Genomic DNA, 18,878 nt, shown 5'->3' on the forward strand with positions numbered 1-18,878 from the left:
CTTACGACGCCTTCTTGCGGCGCAGCGCGTCGACGAACTTGTTGAGTTCGATGATGGGGTCGTAGGCCTTGTTGTCCACGGCGACGAGCGGGCCCTGCTTGCCCTCGTAGATCTTGTCGAAGGCGACCTTGTCCTTGGTGGCGAGGTTCAGGACCGCGTCGCGGATCTTCGCCTTCAGGTCGGCCGGGAGTTCGGTCAGGTAGGCCATCGGCGAGTTCACGATCTGCTCGGACTTGTAGATGATCCGGAAATCCTCGGCCTTGACCATGTTCTTGCGGGCCATGCGCAGGAGGTTGGATTCCTGCTCGTCGTTCCACCAGTTGGCGGCGACGTCGACGGTGCCCTGGCCGAGCGCGATCACCGCGTTCTCGTGGCTGCCGGTGTAGACGACCTTGGAGAAATAGGTCTCCGGGTCGATCTTCATGCCGTCGAGCGCGAAGCGCGGCACGTTGTTGCCCGAGGTCGAGTTCGGATCGACGAGGCCGAGATTCTTGCCCTTCAGATCCTCGATCTTCTGGTAGGGCGAATCCTTCTTCACGTAGAAGACCGAGTAGTATCCCTTGGTGCCGTCGACATTGGTCTCGATCGCGAAGGCGTCGATCCTGGCGCCGGTCATCAGGGCGCGGGCGAAGGATGACGGGCCGTACATGCCGATATGGATGTTGCCGGCGCGCTGGCCCTCGATCAGGGCGGCGTAGTCGCTGGCGATGCGCAGCGTGATCTTGGTGCCGAGTTCCCTGGAGAGATAGTTGACGAAGGGTGTGTAGCGCTCGACGACGCCGGACGCGTTCTCGGCCGGGATGATGGCGAAGACGAGCTCGGGATATTTCGCCTTCCAGTCCTGCGCGAGGGCAGGCGCGGCGAGCGAGGCGGCCAGTCCGGCGGCGGCGAGGGTGAGGGTATGACGACGGGTCGGCATGGTCTTGCTCCTGTTGTGGTCTGTCGTTGGGGTGTCGGTCGTCGAACGGCAGGCTCAGGCGGCGTTCTGCTTGGCGCGCTGCGCCTCTTCGCTCGCGATCGCGTCGAGCGCGTCGAGCGCCTCGGCCCCGGCGTCCCTGGCCTCGATGCCGTAGAGTTCGGCCGCGGTCTCGCTGGTCAGCCCATGCGGCGGGCCGTCGAACACGACCTTGCCGGCGGCCATGCCGATCAGCCGGTCGCAATATTTCGCCGCGATCTCGAGATGATGCAGATTGCTGATGACGGTGATGCCGTCCTCGCGGTTGATCCGGAACAGCGCGTCCATCACGATCTGCGTGTTGCGCGGATCGAGCGAGGCGATCGGCTCGTCGGCGAGGATGACAGTCGGCTCCTGCACCAGCGCACGCGCGATCGCGACCCGCTGCTGCTGGCCGCCCGACAGCGTCTCGGCCCGCTGCGCCAGGAGATGGCCCATGTCGAGCCGCTCCAGCGCCGCGATGGCGCGGACCTTGTCGTCCTGCGAGAAGCTCTTCACCAGCGTCAGCAGGGCCGAGCGGTGGTTCAGCCGGCCGAGCAGCACATTGGTCAGCACGTCGAGGCGGCCGACCAGGTTGAACTGCTGGAAGATCATCGCCGTGTCGCGCCGCCACGCGCGCAGCTCCGCGCCCTTCAGCGCGGTGACGTCGCGCTCGCCGGACAGGATGCGGCCCTCGCTCGGATCGGCGAGGCGGTTGAGCATGCGCAGCAGCGTCGATTTGCCGGCTCCGGAACGGCCGATGATGCCGACCATCTCGCCGCGCGGGATGGTCAGCGTGACGTTTTCGACCGCAGCCTTGCCGCCGAAGCGCTTGGTCAGGCCTTCGATGCGCAGCATGAAACGGCTCTCGCTCGCTGAACGGGCATGCCGACCAGCAGAGGCCGCGAAAGCCCTCCGTCGATCGATCCTGCTATGGAACGAGAGTTATCGGGCGCAGATGACAGTGGGGTGACGCGATAGCGCTTCACGCGATCGCAGGCGTCAAAGCCACGTTCCAGGTTCGCGCATCCATGGACGATGGCGATGACGTCGATGCCAACATCGCTCTTTTCATAGATGATGACGTATCGACCATCGATAAGCACGCGATCCTTGTCTCCAAGTTCGGGGCGCGGTGACCCAATGCCCGGCTGACCGGCAGCGAGCTGGAGCTTCCGCGACACGCGACGCGGGAACGCATCTGCCGCCGACAGGTTATCGGCGGCAATGGTGAGCCAATATCCTCGAGTTCCTGCTTGGCCCGCGGCGTCAGCCGAGGTCTAGCCACGGCGCGCCGCCCTCGTTTTGAACTCCGACAACAATGTCTCGATGTCGAATTCCATCGCGGGTCCGCTTGCCAAGGCCCTCTTCGCAGGCGCGCTTCAAATGCGTGATATCGAGCGCTCTCTGTTCCTCTTGGCGCTCCCACAGTCTCAACGCCTCCCGGATGACTTCGCTGTTGGACGCATAGTCACCCGAATCGACCGCGCCCTGGACGCGCTCGACCTGCTGCGGAGACAGGGAAATCGTCAGGGTTCTCATCGATTGAGGCTTCATCGCATCAGCCTGTCATTGAGAGAAACCAACAACGCCTAGGCAGCCGGATGAGCCGCTTAAACCCCACGCAGCAGCAGATCGACGCAGGCCCGAACATAGTCGCGTCGCGCTTGCGTCGAAGCCGGCTCCACGCCGAGCAGCGCGCGCTGCTGGTGGAAACCGCGCAGCATGCCGACGAATTGTTCCGCCAGGATTCGCGCCTCGGTCTCCGACACCGGCCGGGCCAACCCATCACGCAGTCGTGACCGATGGGTCAGAAGCGTGGAGAGGTCGTGGATCATCCGGGTCGCGCCGGCATCGAACGCGGCCCGGCCAAGCTCCGGAAAGCGCGCCGCGGCGTTCATCACCAGCCGATGCAGATCGAGCGAGGCCGGCCGCAGCATCAATGCCAGCGAATCGTCGCCCAGGCGCAGCAGAACCTCACGGAGACTGCCCTCCGCAGGCAGTGCTTTTCGCAGCGGAATCGTCAATGTCTCAGTGAGTTCGGCGCAGATCGCCTTGAACAGCGCTTCCTTGTCGGCGAAGTGGCTGTAGATCGTCTGCTTGGAGACCCCGGCGCGCTGCGCGATCTGGTCGAGGCTCGCCCGGTCGAAGCCTTCCGAAAGGAACATCTCCGAGGCTGCTCTGGTTATGGCGCCGTGCTTGTCGGGCCGCGTTTTGTCGACCGGGAGCCGCGCGCCGTCGCCATCGACCGATGCTTGCCGCCGCAACGGCGTTGATGCAGTCACGCTTCCGCCCATATGGTCTCTTATCAAACTGGACCGTCCAGTCCAAATCTAGGCATTCGGCAATGGAGCGTCCAGTCCCATGAAGCGCCTCTTGATCCTCGTCCTGATCGCCGGCGCGGCGGGCGGCGGCTTCTATGGCTACCGGAACTTCAAGGACGCGCCGGAGCCTGCCGCCGCCCGCGCCGCGGTCAATCCGCAGGCTGCGGGCGTTCCCGTCGAGATCGGCCGGATCGAGGCGATGACGGTCAACGAGGAGGTCGAGGCGCTCGGCACTCTCGCCGCCGACGAATCCGTCGTGATCGCGCCCGAGATCGCCGGCCGCATCGTCTCGCTCGGTTTCAGGGAGGGCGAGCGTGTCAGCAAGGGCCAGCCGCTGGTCAAGCTCGACACCGCGATCCTCGACGCCGAACTCAAGCAGGCCCAGGCCGATCTGAGCCTGTCGCGCGACACATTCCAGCGCAACCAGTCGCTGGTCCAGCGCGGCGCCGGCACGCAGGTCGCGCTCGAACAGGCAACCGCCCAGCTCGCCACCAACGAGGCCCGCCTCCAGCTCGCCCAGGCCAAGCTCGCGCAGTCGACCATCGTCGCGCCGTTCAACGGCGTCGTCGGTCTGCGCTCGGTCGGCGTCGGCGATTACGTCTCGATCGGCAAGACGCTGATCACCCTGACCAATATCGACCCGATCAAGGTCGATTTCCGCGTGCCGGAGATCTTCCTCGCCCGCGTGAAGGTCGACCAGCCGATCAAGGTCAAGGTCGACGCCGTGCCGACGCGCGATTTCGACGGCAAGATCTTCGCGATCGATCCGGTCGTCGACGTCAACGGCCGCGCCATCAGGCTGCGCGCCGCGATCCCCAATCCCGACCTGCTGCTGAAGCCCGGCCTCTTCGCCCGCATCGTCATCATCGTCGACCGGCGCGAGAACGCCCTCGTCGTGCCAGAGACGGCGGTGGTGCCGGACGGCGTCGGCAAGGTCGTCTACATCGTCGAGAACGGCAAGGCGAAGCGCCTGGCCGTCGAGCTCGGCAAGCGCCTGCCCGGCAAGGTCGAGATCGTGAAGGGGCTGAAGGCCGACATGCAGATCGTCAGCGCCGGCCAGATGCGCCTGCGCGACGGCGCGACGGTGGCGGTCAAGGCCGCGCCGCCTCCGGTCCAGACCAGCGCGACGGACGCCGCGCCCGCGAGCGTGCTCCGATGAGCCTGTTCGAGCTCTTCGTCCGCCGGCCCGTCCTCTCGACGGTGATGAGCCTGCTCGTCGTCCTGATCGGCATCGTCTCCTATAGCCGCCTGACCGTTCGCGAATATCCGAACATCGACGAGCCCACTGTTTCGGTGCGCACGACCTATAACGGGGCTTCCGCCGAGATCATCGAGACGCAGGTGACGCAGATCCTCGAGAACTCCATCGCCGGCATCGAAGGCATCGAGATCGTCTCCTCGACCAGCCGTCAGGAGACCAGCAACATCACCGTGCGCTTCCGGCCGGACGTCGACCCCGACGTCGCGGCGTCCGACGTGCGCGACCGCGCCAGCCGCGTGCGCGGCCGCATGCCGACCGAGATCGACGAGCCGATCATCGCCAAGGTCGAGGCCGATGCGCACCCGGTCATGTATCTTTCGCTGACCAGTTCGCGGCACAACCCGCTCGAACTGACCGACTTCGCCGACCGCTTCATCACCGACCGCGTCCAGAACATCACCGGCGTCGCCGAGGTCCGCATCCAGGGCGAGCGCCGCTACGCCATGCGCATCTGGCTCGATCGCGCGCGCATGGCCGCCTACGCCATCACCGTGCAGGAGGTCGAGGCGGCGCTGCGGGCGCAGAACGTCGAGATCCCCTCCGGCCGGATCGAGAGCAACAACCGCGAATTCACCGTGCTCTCGCAGACCAGCCTGACCTCGCCGGACCAGTTCAAGCAGATCGTCGTCAAGGATGTCAGCGGCTTCCCGGTCAAGCTCGGCGACGTCTCGCGCGTCGAGCTCGGCGCGCTGGCCGAGCGCAACGCGGCCTGGTTCTCCGGCCGCCCCTCCGTCACCATCGGCATCGTCAAGCAGGCGACCGCGAACCCGCTCGACGTCTCGGCCGGCGTCAGCGCGGCTTTGCCCGGCATCACCGAGGATCTGCCCGACGGCATGTCGATCGCGACCTCCTACGACACCTCGATCTTCATCGATCGCTCGATCAAGGCGGTCTACACGACGATCGCCGAGGCGGTCGTCCTCGTCGTGCTGATCATCTTCCTGTTCCTGCGCTCGGCGCGCGCGACGCTGATCCCGCTCGTCACGATCCCGGTTTCGCTGATCGGCGCGTTCGCGCTGATGTATGCCTTCGGCTTCACCGTGAACACGCTGACGCTGCTCTCGATGGTGCTCGCCATCGGTCTCGTCGTCGACGACGCCATCGTCGTGCTGGAGAACATCCACCGCCATATCGAGGACGGCATGGAGCCCGACGCGGCGGCGATACGCGGCATCAAGGAGATCGCCTTCGCGGTCATCGCGATGACGCTGACGCTGGTCGCGGTCTATGCGCCGATGGCGTTCTCGACCGGCCGCACCGGCAAGCTCTTCGTCGAATTCGCCCTGACGCTGGCCGGCGCGGTGCTGGTCTCGGGCTTCGTCGCGCTGACGCTGACGCCGATGATGTGCGCCAAGCTGATCCGGCACCAGGACAAGCATGGCCGCTTCTACAACTGGCTTGAACGCGGGTTCGAGGCGATGTCGAACGGCTATCGCGGCTCGCTGCGCGCCGCGCTCTCGGTGCGTCCGCTGATCGTGGTGGCGGCGCTCGTCGTCGCCGGCGGCAGCTGGTTCTTCATGAGCAACCTGCGCTCCGAACTCGCGCCGGTCGAGGATCGCGGCACCGTCACCGCGATCGGCGTCGCCCCCGAAGGCGCGACGCTCGCCTTCACCGCCGACTACGCCCGCCGCGTCGAGGAGTATTTCTCGAAGCTGCCGGAGGTGCAGAACCACCTCGTCATCGTCGGCTTCCCGGACGTGACGCGCGCCATCGCCTTCGCCCGGCTGAAACCCTGGGAAGAGCGCGGCCGCAAGCAGCAGGACATCGTCACCGAGATCAATCGCGGCCTGTCGCAGATCCCCGGCATCAGGCTGTTCGCCACCAACCCGCCCTCGCTCGGCAGCGGCGGGGCCAACAGCAAGCCGGTCGAGTTCGTGCTGCGCTCGGCCGAGCCCTATGCCCAGATCAAGACCTATGTCGACCAGCTTCTGGCCGAGGTCCAGGGCAATCCGGCGCTGACCAACCTCGAATCGAACCTGATCCTCGACAAGCCTCAGCTCAAGGTCTCGATCGACCGGCAGCGCGCCGCCGATCTCGGCGTCGGCGTCGACGTCGTCGGCCGCACCATGGAGACGCTGCTCGGCGGCCGCCAGGTCACGCGCTTCAACATGAACGGCGAGCAATACGACGTCGTCCTGCAGGTCGAGGGCCAGGACCGCAACACGCCGCAGGCCCTGCAGACGATCTACCTGATGGGTCGCGGCGGCGCGGTCGTGCAGCTCTCGTCGCTGGTCACGATCGAGGAGAATGTCGCGCCCAAGGAGCTGATCCGCTTCAACCAGCTCCGCTCGGCGACGATCACCGCCGTGCCCGGTCCCGGCTATTCGCTCGGCGATGCGCTGGCCGTGCTGGAGACGGCCGCCGCCAAGGTGCTGCCGACCACGGTGCAGATCGACTATTCCGGCCAGAGCCGCGAGTTCAGGCAATCCGGTTCGTCGATCCTGATCGTCTTCCTGCTGGCGCTGTTCTTCATCTATCTCGTGCTGGCGGCGCAGTTCGAGAGCTTCATCGACCCTGTCGTCATCATGGTCTCGGTGCCGCTTTCGCTGACCGGGGCGCTGGCCGCGCTCTGGCTCACCGGCGGAACGATGAACGTCTACAGCCAGATCGGCCTGATCACGCTGGTCGGGCTGATCACCAAGCACGGCATCCTGATTCTCGAATTCACCAACCAGCTCCGCGACGAGGGCAAGGAGATGGTCGATGCGCTGGTCGAGGCCGCGGAGCTGCGGCTGCGGCCGATCCTGATGACGACCGGCGCGATGGTGCTGGGCGCCGTGCCGCTGGCTCTCGCCACCGGCGCGGGCGCAGAGAGCCGCCGCCAGATCGGCTGGGTCATCGTCGGCGGCATGAGCTTCGGCACGCTGCTGACGCTCTTCGTGGTGCCGGTCGCCTATACCTATCTGGCCCGGAAGAAGCGGGCCGTGCATGGCGCGCCTGTCGCGCATGCCCATCCGCAGCCGGCGGAGTAGTCGCCGCCCTCACGTCTCGAAGGGCTCGACCACCATCTCCATGCGCTCGCCGGCGAAGACGCTCTCGACGAGATGGATCGGCGTCAGGTCCGGCAGGGCGTCGACCGCGAGCGAGACCATCACCGCCGCCTCGGGCGCGATCTGGAGCAGCTCGGCCTCGCGCTCGCTGGCGAGCCTTGCCGTCAGCCGTGTCGAGCGCCGGACATAGTCCTCGATCCCGACCGCCCTGAACGCCGCCGTCATCGAGGCCTGCGCCTTGGCATAGACCTCGTCGAACCCGGAAAAGCGCTCGGCGGAGAGCCAATGCGTGCCGGTCCCGATCGGCGCGCCGTCGGCGAGGCTCAGTCCCTCCAGCCGCCAGAGCGGCGCACCCGTTCTCAGGCCGAGCTGCGCGCAGATCTCCGCCTCGCCCGGAGCTTGCGCGGCCGACAGCATCCGGCTCGAGGCGGCGATGCCGAGCTTGCCGAGATTGGCGCGCATGCTGACGCGCCGGCCGAGAGGATACGGAAAGCGCCGCGCATTGACCTGCGTGCCGCGCCCGCGCGAGACCGAAACCAGCCCTTGCTCGGCGAGATGGCGAAAGGCCTGCCGCACGGTGTGGCGATGCACGCCGTAGCGCTCGGCCAGCGCGACCGAGGCCGGCAGGATGTCGCCCGGCGCATAGGCGCCCGTCTCGATCTCGGCCGCGAGCGTATCGGCGATGCGCCGCCAGGCCGTACCCGGCTCGGTCGCAGCCGCAGCCGAATCCGTCATCGAAATGTCGTCCAAAATGTATAGACCTTTGCTCGCAAGATGCCTATGATAGTCTAGACATTAGCGGATGGCCAGACGACGCATGACGACGAACCCACACTCCGAGCGGCAAGGCTGGATGGCGGTCCTCGCCCGCGCCACCCGCGCCGAGATCGAGGACCTGGCCGGCCCTGAGCCTCCGGCTCACGAGATGATGAAGGCGCCCGAGACCGGCACGGTCATGGTCGAAGGTCGGGCCGGCGGCGCCGGCCGCCGCTTCAATCTCGGCGAGGCCACGGTGACGCGCTGCGTCGTCAGGCTCGCCGATGGCGCCATGGGATTCTCCTATGCGCTCGGCCGCGACGGCCGCAAGGCGCGCCTCGCCGCGATCCTCGACGCCCGCCTGCAACGCGAAAGCGACGGCCAACTCAGGAAGGGCGTCGCCCGCCTCGCCGAGGCGCAGGCCGCGGCCCGCGACCTCGCCTCGCGCAAGGCCGCCGCGACAAAGGTCGACTTCTTCACTCTGGTCAGGGGCTCGTGATGGCAGGCGACGCCATGATCGCGGCGGGTTTTTCCGACCCCGTCTTCCAGTCCCAGAGCGCTTTCCGCGCCTTGCTCGCGGCGCTCTCGGAGCCCGGCACGCGCCATGAGATCGCGCGTGACACGGCCGCTCCCGAAGGCCTCGACGGCGCGACCGCGACCGCCCTGCTGACGCTTGCGGACTACGAGACGCCGATCTGGCTGCACGCTGCCTTTCGCGACGGGGCGGCAGGAGCCTGGCTGCGCTTCCATTGCGGCGCCGCTCTGACCGACGAGCCGATGGCCGCGAGCTTCGCCGTGATCGACGGGGCGGAAGCCGCTCCTCTGCTCGCCGATTTCAACCCCGGCCATGACCAGTTCCCCGACCGCTCGGCCACGGTGATCGTCTCCGTCGCGAGCCTCGATGACGGCCCGGAGGTGACCCTCTCCGGCCCCGGCATCGACGGCAGCCGGACGATCGCGCCGCGCGGCCTTCGCCCCGGCTTCTGGGCCGAGGTCGCGGCCAATGCCGAGATCTACCCGCTCGGCGTCGACCTGATTTTGACCTGCGGCGACGCCCTGATCGGTGTGCCGCGCACGACGCAAGTCATGGAGTTCCGCTGATGTATGTCGCGGTCAAGGGCGGCGAGGCCGCGATCCTCGCCACGCATGATCTGGTCGCGGAAGCCCGGCGCGGCGACGAGGCCGTGCCAGAGATTTCCGTCGCGCAGATCCGCGGGCAGCAGGGGCTGGCCTGCGCCCGCGTGATGAACGAGGGCTCGCTCTACGATCCCGATCTCGCCGCGCTGGCGCTGAAGCAGGCCCAGGGCGACGTGATCGAGGCCGCCTTCCTGATGCGCGCCTACCGCACGACGCTGCCGCGCTTCGGCTCGTCCGAGCCGGTCGATACCGCCACGATGGCGATCCGCCGCCGCGTCTCGGCGACCTACAAGGATTTGCCGGGCGGGCAGGTGCTTGGGCCGACCTATGACTACACGCATCGGCTGTTCGATTTCGGGTTGATGGATGATGGGGGTGACGTCTCCGGTCCCCTTCCCCCCGCTTGCGGTGGGGAAGGGTCAGGGATGGGGGGGCGCGCAGAAAAGAACTCGGCGACCATTCCAGGCGACGGCCTGAACTCTCCTCCGCGCCCCGGCCCTCCCCACCGCAAGCGGGGGGAGGGAGAAGCCCTCGACGCCCACATGCCGCGCGTCCCCGACATCCTCGGCGCGGAAGGCCTGATGGAGCCCGAGACGCCGCCCGAGGGCGATCCGCGCCCCTTCGACCTGACCCGCGAGCCGATCGCCTTCCCGGCCGACCGCGATGTCCGGCTGCAGGCGATGGCGCGCGGCGACGAAGGTTTCCTGCTCGGCCTGGGTTACTCCGTCCAGCGCGGCTTCGGCGGCAATCACCCTTTCGTCGGCGAGATCAGGGTCGGCGAGGTCTCCGTCGGGTTCGTCCCGGAAGAGCTCGGCTTCGCCGTCGATCTCGGCGAGATCACCCTGACCGAATGCCAGATGGTCAACCAGTTCCAGGGGTCCAAGGAGGTCGCGCCTCAGTTCACGCGCGGCTACGGCCTCGCCTTCGGCCATGCCGAGCGCAAGGCGATGTCGATGTCGCTGGTCGACCGGGCCCTGAAATGCCGCGAGTTCGGCGAGGCGGCGGACTACCCGGCGCAGCAGGACGAGTTCGTGCTCTACCACTCCGACAATGTCGAGGCGGCGGGCTTCGTCGAGCATCTCAAGCTGCCGCACTACGTCGATTTCCAAGGCGAGCTCGAACTGATCCGCCGCATCGTCCGCGAGCGGGAAGAGAGGCTGGCGCGAGAGGCGCGGCCTCTCCGGGAGGCCGCGGAATGACGATCCACCAGACCATGCCGGCGGACGACGCGAAGCCGGCCTACAACTACGCCTATCTCGACGAGCAGACCAAGCGGATGATCCGCCGGGCGCTGCTGAAGGCGGTCGCGATCCCCGGCTACCAGGTGCCGTTCGGCTCGCGCGAAATGCCGCTGGCGCGCGGCTGGGGCACCGGCGGCATCCAGGTCACGGCGGCGATAATCGGACCCGACGATATGCTCAAGGTGATCGACCAGGGCGCCGACGACACCACCAACGCCGTCTCGATCCGCCGCTTCTTCGAGCGCACGGCCGATGCGAGGACGACCGAGGCGACGGAAGCCGCGACGATCATCCAGACCCGCCACCGCATCCCGGAGGCTCCGCTGACCGCCGGCCAGATCATGGTCTATCAGGTGCCGACGCCCGAGCCCCTGCGCCGGCTCGAGCCGCGCGAGGCCGAGACGCGGAAAATGCACGCCTGGGCCGAATACGGGCTGATGCAGGTCAAGCTCTACGAGGACATCGCCCGCTATGGCGAGATCACCAAGACCTACGACTATCCGGTCATGGTCAACGGCCGCTATGTCATGGCGCCCTCGCCGATCCCGAAATTCGACAATCCGAAGATGCACATGTCGCCGGCGCTGCAGCTCTTCGGGGCGGGCCGCGAAAAGCGCATCTACGCGTTGCCGCCCTACACCAGCGTCACAAGCCTCGATTTCGACGACCATCCCTTCCGCATCCAGAGCTGGAGCCAGCCCTGCGGGCTCTGCGGCGCGGCCGACAGCTATCTCGACGAGGTCGTCACCGACGATCGCGGCGGGCGCATGTTCGTCTGCTCCGACAGCCACCATTGCGAGACGCGGCGCGGGGCCGGCCATCGCGGAACGATGCTGGGCGATGCGGCGGCGCTGCATCTGGTCGAGGAGATGAAGCCATGACCGTCCACGTCTCCCCGCCCGACACAGCGCTGGACCCCGCGCCGCTGCTCTCCGCCGCCGGCGTGGGCCGCTTCTATGGCGAGCGCATCGGCTGCGCGGACGTCTCCTTCGATCTCTGGCCCGGCGAGGTGCTCGGCATCGTCGGCGAGTCCGGCTCGGGCAAGTCGACGCTGCTGCGCTGCCTAGCCGGCATCGACCGGCCGGACGAGGGCGAGGTGCTGTTTCGCGGCTCGGGCGCTCCGCTCGACATCTATTCGGTCTCCGAGCAGGAGCGCCGCCGCCTGATGCGCACCGCCTGGGGCATCGTCCACCAGAACCCGCGCGACGGGCTGCGCATGGACGTCTCGGCCGGCGGCAATGTCGGCGAGCGGCTGATGGACCGCGGCGACCGGCATTACGGCCGGATCCGCGAGCGCGCGCTCGACTGGCTCGCCCGCGTCGAGATCGCCGGCGAGCGTATCGACGACCGGCCGCGCCAGTTCTCCGGCGGCATGCAGCAGCGCCTGCAGATCGCCCGCGTGCTGGTCTCCGACCCAAAGCTCGTCTTCATGGACGAGCCGACCGGCGGCCTCGACGTCTCGGTGCAGGCCCGCCTGCTCGACCTGCTGCGGGTGCTGGTGCGCGACCTCGGCCTCGCCGCGATCATCGTCACGCACGACCTCGCCGTCGCGCGTCTGCTGACCGACCGGCTGATGGTGATGAAGGACGGCCATGTCGTCGAACAGGGCCTCACCGACCAGGTGCTCGACGATCCGCACCATGCGTATACGCAGCTTCTGACATCGGCGGTGCTGAATGTGTGATCCGCGACACCGTCGTCGCGAGCGCGGCGAAGCAATCCAGAGCCGGGCGCTCGACCTCCCCTGGATTGCTTCGTCGGCTTCGCCTCCTCGCAATGACGGATCCGTCACACCGGCGTCACCTCGCCCACCCAAGGCACTGACACCATGACCACGATGATCCGCGTCGAGAACGTCGCCAAGGTCTTCACCCTGCACAACCAGGGCGGCGTCCGCCTGCCCGTCTTCGACGCCGTCAATTTCAGCGTCGCGGCCGGCGAGGCGCTGGTGCTGGCCGGCGCTTCGGGCGCCGGCAAATCGAGCCTGCTGCGCATCCTCTACGGCAATTACCGCCCGACCGCCGGCCATATCCACATCACCCATGCCGGACGCGCGATCGATATCGTCCAGGCCGTGCCGCGCACCGTGCTCGACATCCGCCGCCGCACGCTCGGCTTCGTCTCGCAGTTCCTGCGCGTCATCCCGCGCGTCTCGGCGCTCGACATCGTGCGCGACCCGCTGCTGGCGCGCGGCGCGTCTCCGGAGGACGCGACCGCCCGCGCGCGGGCCATGCTCGCCCGGCTCAACCTGCCCGAGCGCCTGTGGAACCTCGCGCCGGCGACCTTCTCCGGCGGCGAGCAGCAGCGCGTCAATATCGCCCGCTCCTTCGTCGACCCCTCGCCGATCATGCTGATCGACGAGCCGACCGCTTCGCTCGACGCGACCAATCGCGACGTGGTGGTTGAGCTCATCGCCGAGGCGCGCCAGAACGGCGCGGCCATCGTCGGCATCTTCCATGACGAGGCCGTGCGCGAGCGGGTCGCAACCCGCTATCTCGACATCACCGATTTCCGGAAGGCCGCCTGATGACGACGATCCTGACCAATGCCCGCCTGATCCTCGAAAACGAGATCGTCAACGGCACCATCGCCTTCAATGAGGCCGGCATCACGGGGCTCGACCACGGCCTCTCCTCAGCGCCGGGCGCGCTCGACGTCGGCGGCGACTATGTCGCGCCGGGCCTCGTCGAGATGCATACCGACAACATGGAAAAGCACTTCATGCCACGGCCGAAGGTGTTCTGGCCGAACGGGCTGGCGGCCGCGCTCGTTCATGACGCGCAGATGGCGGCGGCCGGCGTCACCACCGTCTACGACGCGATCTGCGCCGGCACGCCCTTCTCGGCCAAGGACTATCGCAAGGACATCTTCGCCGACGTGATGACGGCGCTGGCCGAGGGCAAGCGCGAAAACGTCTTCCGCATCGACCACCGCATCCATATGCGCTGCGAACTGACGAGCCCGGACCTGCTCGCCGACATCGCGCCCTATCAGGACGACGAGCTGGTCCAGCTCGTCTCGTTGATGGACCATACGCCGGGCCAGCGCCAATGGCGCAATATCGAGCATCTCAAGACCTACTCGATCGGCAACGGCAAGACGGTCGAGGAGTTCGAGGAGGACGTCGTGATCCGCCAGCAGGAGGGCGCGGCCAATGTCTCGCGCAACTGGTCGGCGGTGGTCGATCTGTTCCGGACGCGCGGCATCCCGATCGCGACCCATGACGACACCACGCTCGACCATGTCGAGGCCGGCATCGCGTCGGGCGCGGTGATCTCCGAATTCCCGACCACCGTCGAGGCCGCAACCGCCGCCAAGCAGCGCGGGCTCGCGACCGTCGCGGGCGCGCCGAACGTCGTGCGCGGCGGCTCGCATTCCGGCGGCGTCTCGGTTTCCGAGCTGGCCGAGAAGGGCCTGCTCGACGGGCTGTCCTCTGATTACGTCCCCGCCAGCCTGCTGCAGGCCGTGCTGAAGCTGCATGCCGAGCATGGCATCGCCTTGCCCGAGGCGATGGGCATGGTGACCTGGAAGGTCGCCGACATTCTCGGCCTGAAGGATCGCGGCCATCTCAAGCCCGGCCTGCGCGCCGACGTCGTGCGCTTCAGGGCGCTGGGCCCGACGCCGGTGATCGCCGCGGTCTGGTCGAAGGGCGAGCGCGCGTTTTGAGCGGCCCGCGCTACGCGATCTACTACGCGCCGGAAGCCGCGAGCCCGCTCTGGCGCTTCGGCAGCGCCGTGCTCGGCTACGACGCGGTCACCGGGGAGGACGTGCCCTTCGCGGCGCCGGACGGCTGCGATGCAGAGCGCTGGCCGGCGCTGACCGAGGAGCCGCGCCGCTACGGTTTCCACGCCACGCTGAAGGCGCCGTTCGAGCTGGCGTCCGGCCGCGGCGAGGCGCAGCTGCGCGCCTTCACGCACAACTATGCCGCGAGCCTGGAGCCCGTGCCGCTGACCGGACTGACCGTCTCGGCGCTCGGCTCCTTCGTGGCGCTGACGCCATCGGCCGAGAGCCCGGCGCTGCAGCGCCTCGCCTTCGCGCTGGTGCAGGCCTTCGAGCCGTTTCGCGCGTCGCTGGGCGAGGCCGACATGGCGCGCCGTCTCAAAAGCCCGCTGACGCCGGCCCATCGCGCCTATCTCGAAGCCTATGGCTATCCTTATGTCGGCGACGCCTTCCGCTTCCACATGACGCTGACCGGCTCGCTGCCGCGGGACCGGGTCGCGGCCGTGAAGCAGGCTCTCGCCTCGGCCTATGCCGATGCGGCGCCCGAGGGGCCGATCGCGATCGACCGGATCGCGCTGTTCCGGCAGGAGACGCGCGAGAGCCGCTTCCGCCTGCTCGATTCCGTCAGCCTGGGCTGAGCCCGCGATGCCGGCACAGCGCCGCGATCACGCGCACCAGTTCATCCGCGCCCTCGGCGATCGTCCGGTCGTTGCCGATCGTCACAAGCTCGGCGCTCTGCGTTCTGAGCGGCGCTTCCCGCGCCAGTCTGGCGGCGATGTCGGCTTCGCTCTCGCGGCCGCGCGCCGCGAGGCGCTTCGCCAGCACGTCCGGCGGCGCGGTGATGTTGACCACGACGACGCGCGCGCCCAGCGCCTCCGCCTGCGCGATCACCCCGCGCGAGACGTTTGCGACCACGACCTCGCCCTGCGCGACGCCGGCAAGCGCCGCGGCCGGGATGCCGTAGCTCAGCCCGTGCGCCTGCCAGTGCAGCGCGATCTCGCGGCGCGCGACCGCCGCATCGAACTCTTCCGGCGAGCAGCTGTCATGATCCTCCGCGCCGATCATCGCAGGCCTGGTGATCAGCCGGCGCGCGAAGCGGCAGCCGGCGAGCCGCGCATGGGCGGCGTCCATCAGCGTGTCCTTGCCTGCGCCGGACGGGCCGACGACGAGCACGAGCGCGCCTTGCGACAAGGCCGGAGCGGCGGTCGAGACGGGAGAGGATGACGACATGGCAGGCAAGAAACTCGGACCTGAACCCCTGATCGACCCGACCGCGCAGGTGCGGCAGGCGACGCTCGGACGGTATACCGAGATCGGCGCGCGCACCGCCTTCGTCGAGTCGGCGATGGACGACTACTCCTATGTCGTGAACGATTCCAATGTCATCTACACGACGATCGGCAAATTCTGCTCGATCGCGGCGATGACCCGGATCAACCCCGGCAACCACCCGATGCAGCGGGCGAGCCAGTCGCACTTCACCTACCGGGCCAGCGCCTATTTCGACGATGCGCAGGACGACGCGGCGTTCTTCGACTGGAGGCGCTCGACGCCGGTGACCATCGGCCACGACGTCTGGATCGGCCATGGCGCGGTCATCCTGCCCGGCCGCACGATCGGCACGGGCGCGGTCGTCGCCGGCGGAGCGATCGTCACCAAGGACGTGGCGCCCTATGCGATCGTCGCGGGCAACCCGGCGCGCCCGATCCGGGACCGCTTTCCCGAGCCGATCGCCGGACGCCTGCAGCGGCTCGGCTGGTGGGATTGGGAGCATGCCCGCCTGGGCGCGGCGTTGGCGGATTTCAGGAGCCTCGACGTCGAGGCCTTCCTCGAAAAGCACGGCGGCTGAACCGGGGCACGGCCGCCGCCGCGGTCACCAGCGCTCTTCGTAGCGGCGGCGGCGCGGAGGCTCGTCGTCGTCGAAGCGGCGGCGGTCGTCGTAGCGGCGATCGTCATAGCCGCGTCTATCGTCATAGCCGCGCCGGTCTTCATAGCCGCGGCGATCGTCGCGCGGGTCGAAGCGGCGCTCGTCGCGCCTGTCGTCGAAGCCGCGCTGCGGGGGCGGTGGAGGCGCGGCTCTGCCGCCGCCACCGCCGCCGCCACTGCCGCCGCAGACCAGATTGCCGTTGTTGTTGGCGATGTCGCCGCTGCAGCCGCGCGGATCGATCCGCGTGGCGCGGACCTGGCCGTTCCTGTCGCGGCAGCCGGCGACGATCAGCGGGCCTTCCATGGTCACGTTCGGGCAGGACTGCAGATAGCTGCCGCGCACCTGGGCCGAAGCGCCGCCGATCGAAAGACCGAAAGCCGTCAGGCCGGCGGCGAGACACAGAATGGTTTTCACGGAACGAAGCTCCAGGCGACGATGCGGGATGGTCTAGCCTGAGCTTCCTGAATGCAAGCTGAGCGTTGTCGCCATGCAACGAATTCCGTCGCGATCAATCGGTCAGCAGCCGCCAGACCGTGCTGCGCTTGATTTCGGCGTCCTCGAGCGAGCGCGTCACCGGCACCTCGTAACTCGCGAGCGCTTCCAGCCGTTGCCTGGGCAGGTAGCCGCGCCCCGGATCCCCGATCAGGACGAGCGCGCCGCGCCGGCTCAGTCCGTCGAGCCACGCGATGACACGCTCCGCCATCGCCTTCTCGTAGCAGACGTCGCCGGCGCAGATCACATCCCAGCCTTCGTCGCGGCCGACCAGATCGTCGAGACGGATCGAAATCGAAACGCCGTTGGCGTCCGCGTTCAGCGCCATCGCCGCCGCGGCGAAGGCATCGATGTCGCAGGCCTCGACGCTTGCCGCCCCGGCCTTCGCGGCGGCGATCGCGACCAGCCCCGACCCGCTGGCGAAGTCGAGCACGCGCCTGCCCGCGACAAGCTCCGGCCGGTCGGACAGATAGCGCGCCAGCGCCTGGCCGCCGGCCCAGGCCCAGAACGGCGGCGGCAGCCCGATCGTGGCGAGTTCGTCCTCGGTCTTCTGCCAGAGCTCGGTGGCTTCCTGCGCGACGTATAGCGAGATCTCCGGCGCATGCGGCACGGGCAGAAGGGCGGTATGCGCCAGGATGAAGCCGCGCCGGTCGAGCGCGGCGCCCGGCCCGCTCATGCGATGGCATCCGTCGTCGGCCCCGCGAGCAGATCGCGATAGAGCGCCTTGACCCCGTCCATAACGTCGCGCTCGGTATGGCCGTCGAGCAGGCGCGCGCGGGCGCTCGTCCCCATGCGTTCGACCAGCGAGGGCGCGCCCGCCAGCACGACCAGCGCTTTTGCCAGCGCCGGCGCGTCGTCGACCGGAACGACCATACCGTCCTGCCCGTCGCGCACGAAGCTGCGGCAGCCCGGCACGTCCGTGGTCAGGATGGCGCGCCCGCATGCGGCCGCCTCCAGCAGCGTGCGCGGCAGACCCTCGCCGCCGCGCGAGGGCAGGCAACAGAGATGATGTTTGCGCCAGACGCCCTCGATGTCGCGCGTCGGACCGGCCCAGCTCACGCCCGGTCGCGCAGCCCATTCGGTCAACGTCGCCTCGGGAATGGCCTTCGGGTTGGACGAGTCCGGCGCGCCATGGATCGTCAATTCCACCCGCGCGCCCTCGGCCCGGGCGAGCCTGACCGCCTCGACCGCGAGATCGACGCCCTTCGACCACAACATGCGCGCCACCAGCGCGACCTTGAGCGGCGGAAACAGCGGCATCGGCTCCGGCATCAGGATCAGCGGATCGACGCCCGCCCCGCCGATCAGCGCGACCTTGCCGGCATCCGCCGGATCGAGGCCGAGCGCCACGGGATCGTCCGGGTTCTCGAACAGGAAGCGCACCTTCGGCCCGTCGATCGCCTCGCGCAGCCACAGCCGCGCCGCCAGCCGCGCGGCATCGGCGAGCGGATCCTGCCGCGCGCCGAGGAAACCCAGACCCGTCAGCGCATAGACGCGCCGCTCGACGCCGGCGAGCCTGCCGGCGAGCCCCGCCAGCGCGATCGGCTTCAGGGCGATGCAATGCAGGATGTCGGGCCGCTCCAGCGCGATCAGCCGCCGCAGCGCGACGACGTGGCGGACGAGCCCGGCTGGCGACAGGCTGCGCCGCTCGGCCTCCAGCGCGACGAGCCTTGCTCCGGCGGCCTCGATGACGCGGCGGTGCTGGCGCTCGCGCGCGATCACCACGACCTCGTAATCGAGCTCGCGCGCCGCCCGCGCCATCGGCAGGAAATGCGAGGCGAAGAACCAGTCCTCGGTGGCGACGAAGAGAAGTTTTGGGCGGCGCGGCATGGCGCGACATCAGGAGCATGACGCGGCGAAGGTCAAGGGAGGCCGGCGGCGCGCAGGCTCGAATGCGGCGAACCGTTTCCCTGAAGGACCGGGCCGTCCTCCCCATCATGGTCGGGCTTGTGCCGGCCATCCACGGTTTTGCCCGCATCGTCGGAAGCGTCGATGGCCGCAAGCCCGACGCCGATGCGCAGGCGCGAAAGCTCGCGGACGGGATGGCGGCGGGCTTTCGCTGCGGTCAGGAGCAGCGCGTCACGCGCTGATCCCCC

General features: G+C 68.5%; 22 protein-coding genes. 12 read left to right on the forward strand and 10 right to left on the reverse strand.

Translation table 11 applies throughout. The features are described 5' to 3' along the window. Window position 1: 1 nt before the first annotated feature. The 5 genes from phnD to AC1RRW_RS02685 all read right to left on the reverse strand — a co-directional run bounded on the left by phnD (window position 2) and on the right by AC1RRW_RS02685 (window position 3,231). A complete protein-coding gene (gene phnD, locus AC1RRW_RS02665) occupies window positions 2-919 on the reverse strand; it encodes a phosphonate ABC transporter substrate-binding protein (RefSeq protein ID WP_492898925.1) in 918 nt (305 codons plus the stop codon). 54 nt (window positions 920-973) lie between these two features. Further along, window positions 974-1,792 (reverse strand): phosphonate ABC transporter ATP-binding protein, encoded by an 819-nt coding sequence (gene phnC / locus AC1RRW_RS02670; protein ID WP_492898927.1) that lies wholly within the window; start codon window positions 1,790-1,792, stop codon window positions 974-976. Then, entirely contained in the window at window positions 1,771-2,118 is a 348-nt protein-coding gene (locus AC1RRW_RS02675; protein WP_492898929.1) for a type II toxin-antitoxin system RelE/ParE family toxin, read from the reverse strand. Before AC1RRW_RS02675 ends, phnC begins: the two co-directional genes overlap by 22 nt. Before the next feature lie 85 nt (window positions 2,119-2,203). Continuing rightward, a complete protein-coding gene (locus AC1RRW_RS02680) occupies window positions 2,204-2,476 on the reverse strand; it encodes a type II toxin-antitoxin system ParD family antitoxin (protein ID WP_492898931.1) in 273 nt (90 codons plus the stop codon). Window positions 2,477-2,547: 71 nt separating this feature from the next. Further along, a complete protein-coding gene (locus AC1RRW_RS02685) occupies window positions 2,548-3,231 on the reverse strand; it encodes a TetR/AcrR family transcriptional regulator (protein ID WP_492898934.1) in 684 nt (227 codons plus the stop codon). Between the two features lie 67 nt (window positions 3,232-3,298). Between AC1RRW_RS02685 and AC1RRW_RS02690 the strand changes: the two genes are divergently transcribed. Next, window positions 3,299-4,417: an efflux RND transporter periplasmic adaptor subunit gene (locus tag AC1RRW_RS02690; RefSeq protein WP_492898936.1), complete on the forward strand. Its 1,119-nt coding sequence runs from the start codon at window positions 3,299-3,301 to the stop codon at window positions 4,415-4,417. Next, window positions 4,414-7,491, forward strand: a complete 3,078-nt coding sequence (locus AC1RRW_RS02695; RefSeq protein ID WP_492898938.1) for an efflux RND transporter permease subunit — start codon at window positions 4,414-4,416, stop codon at window positions 7,489-7,491. The genes AC1RRW_RS02690 and AC1RRW_RS02695 overlap by 4 nt, the downstream gene beginning before the upstream one ends. Window positions 7,492-7,500: 9 nt before the next feature. Here the strand turns inward: AC1RRW_RS02695 and phnF are convergent, their stop codons facing one another. Next, on the reverse strand, window positions 7,501-8,244 hold the full coding sequence (phnF, locus tag AC1RRW_RS02700; protein ID WP_492898940.1) for a phosphonate metabolism transcriptional regulator PhnF: 744 nt from the start codon (window positions 8,242-8,244) through the stop codon (window positions 7,501-7,503). A gap of 82 nt (window positions 8,245-8,326) precedes the next feature. Between phnF and phnG the strand changes: the two genes are divergently transcribed. The 8 genes from phnG to AC1RRW_RS02740 all read left to right on the forward strand — a co-directional run bounded on the left by phnG (window position 8,327) and on the right by AC1RRW_RS02740 (window position 15,001). After that, window positions 8,327-8,764 carry a phosphonate C-P lyase system protein PhnG gene (gene phnG / locus AC1RRW_RS02705; RefSeq protein WP_492898942.1) on the forward strand — a complete coding sequence of 146 codons (438 nt, stop codon included), beginning with the start codon at window positions 8,327-8,329 and terminating at the stop codon, window positions 8,762-8,764. Beyond that, on the forward strand, window positions 8,764-9,366 hold the full coding sequence (gene phnH, locus AC1RRW_RS02710; protein ID WP_492898944.1) for a phosphonate C-P lyase system protein PhnH: 603 nt from the start codon (window positions 8,764-8,766) through the stop codon (window positions 9,364-9,366). Before phnG ends, phnH begins: the two co-directional genes overlap by 1 nt. Then, a complete protein-coding gene (locus AC1RRW_RS02715; RefSeq protein ID WP_492898946.1) occupies window positions 9,366-10,601 on the forward strand; it encodes a carbon-phosphorus lyase complex subunit in 1,236 nt (411 codons plus the stop codon). The genes phnH and AC1RRW_RS02715 overlap by 1 nt, the downstream gene beginning before the upstream one ends. Beyond that, window positions 10,598-11,524 (forward strand): alpha-D-ribose 1-methylphosphonate 5-phosphate C-P-lyase PhnJ, encoded by a 927-nt coding sequence (locus AC1RRW_RS02720; protein WP_492898948.1) that lies wholly within the window; start codon window positions 10,598-10,600, stop codon window positions 11,522-11,524. The genes AC1RRW_RS02715 and AC1RRW_RS02720 overlap by 4 nt, the downstream gene beginning before the upstream one ends. Window positions 11,525-11,553: 29 nt before the next feature. Then, window positions 11,554-12,327, forward strand: a complete 774-nt coding sequence (phnK, locus tag AC1RRW_RS02725; RefSeq protein WP_492899033.1) for a phosphonate C-P lyase system protein PhnK — start codon at window positions 11,554-11,556, stop codon at window positions 12,325-12,327. A 144-nt stretch (window positions 12,328-12,471) separates the two neighbouring features. Further along, a complete protein-coding gene (gene phnL, locus AC1RRW_RS02730; protein ID WP_492898950.1) occupies window positions 12,472-13,170 on the forward strand; it encodes a phosphonate C-P lyase system protein PhnL in 699 nt (232 codons plus the stop codon). Next, the gene (locus AC1RRW_RS02735) at window positions 13,170-14,309 is read left to right on the forward strand and encodes an alpha-D-ribose 1-methylphosphonate 5-triphosphate diphosphatase (protein ID WP_492898952.1); all 1,140 of its coding nucleotides are present in this window, start codon (window positions 13,170-13,172) and stop codon (window positions 14,307-14,309) included. Before phnL ends, AC1RRW_RS02735 begins: the two co-directional genes overlap by 1 nt. Next, window positions 14,306-15,001, forward strand: a complete 696-nt coding sequence (locus tag AC1RRW_RS02740; protein WP_492898954.1) for a DUF1045 domain-containing protein — start codon at window positions 14,306-14,308, stop codon at window positions 14,999-15,001. The genes AC1RRW_RS02735 and AC1RRW_RS02740 overlap by 4 nt, the downstream gene beginning before the upstream one ends. Here AC1RRW_RS02740 and phnN read toward each other — a convergent pair. Further along, entirely contained in the window at window positions 14,988-15,593 is a 606-nt protein-coding gene (gene phnN / locus AC1RRW_RS02745; protein ID WP_492898956.1) for a phosphonate metabolism protein/1,5-bisphosphokinase (PRPP-forming) PhnN, read from the reverse strand. The two genes, AC1RRW_RS02740 and phnN, sit on opposite strands and share 14 nt — an antisense overlap. Here phnN and AC1RRW_RS02750 point away from each other — a divergent pair. After that, the gene (locus AC1RRW_RS02750; RefSeq protein ID WP_492898958.1) at window positions 15,592-16,212 is read left to right on the forward strand and encodes an LbetaH domain-containing protein; all 621 of its coding nucleotides are present in this window, start codon (window positions 15,592-15,594) and stop codon (window positions 16,210-16,212) included. The two genes, phnN and AC1RRW_RS02750, sit on opposite strands and share 2 nt — an antisense overlap. 24 nt (window positions 16,213-16,236) lie before the next feature. Here the strand turns inward: AC1RRW_RS02750 and AC1RRW_RS02755 are convergent, their stop codons facing one another. The 3 genes from AC1RRW_RS02755 to AC1RRW_RS02765 form a co-directional block, all read right to left on the reverse strand. Then, window positions 16,237-16,704: a hypothetical protein gene (locus AC1RRW_RS02755; RefSeq protein WP_492898960.1), complete on the reverse strand. Its 468-nt coding sequence runs from the start codon at window positions 16,702-16,704 to the stop codon at window positions 16,237-16,239. Between the two features lie 94 nt (window positions 16,705-16,798). Then, complete coding sequence (locus AC1RRW_RS02760; RefSeq protein ID WP_492898962.1) at window positions 16,799-17,458, reverse strand: class I SAM-dependent methyltransferase; 660 nt, start codon at window positions 17,456-17,458, stop codon at window positions 16,799-16,801. Further along, window positions 17,455-18,612: a glycosyltransferase family 4 protein gene (locus tag AC1RRW_RS02765; RefSeq protein ID WP_492898964.1), complete on the reverse strand. Its 1,158-nt coding sequence runs from the start codon at window positions 18,610-18,612 to the stop codon at window positions 17,455-17,457. The genes AC1RRW_RS02760 and AC1RRW_RS02765 overlap by 4 nt, the downstream gene beginning before the upstream one ends. On the opposite strand from AC1RRW_RS02765, the gene AC1RRW_RS02770 reads away from it, so the two are divergent. Then, a complete protein-coding gene (locus tag AC1RRW_RS02770; RefSeq protein ID WP_492898966.1) occupies window positions 18,597-18,872 on the forward strand; it encodes a hypothetical protein in 276 nt (91 codons plus the stop codon). The two genes, AC1RRW_RS02765 and AC1RRW_RS02770, sit on opposite strands and share 16 nt — an antisense overlap. The last annotated feature ends 6 nt before the right edge of the window (window positions 18,873-18,878 follow it).

The organism is Allobosea sp. GW821-FHT12C12, from assembly GCF_058807355.1.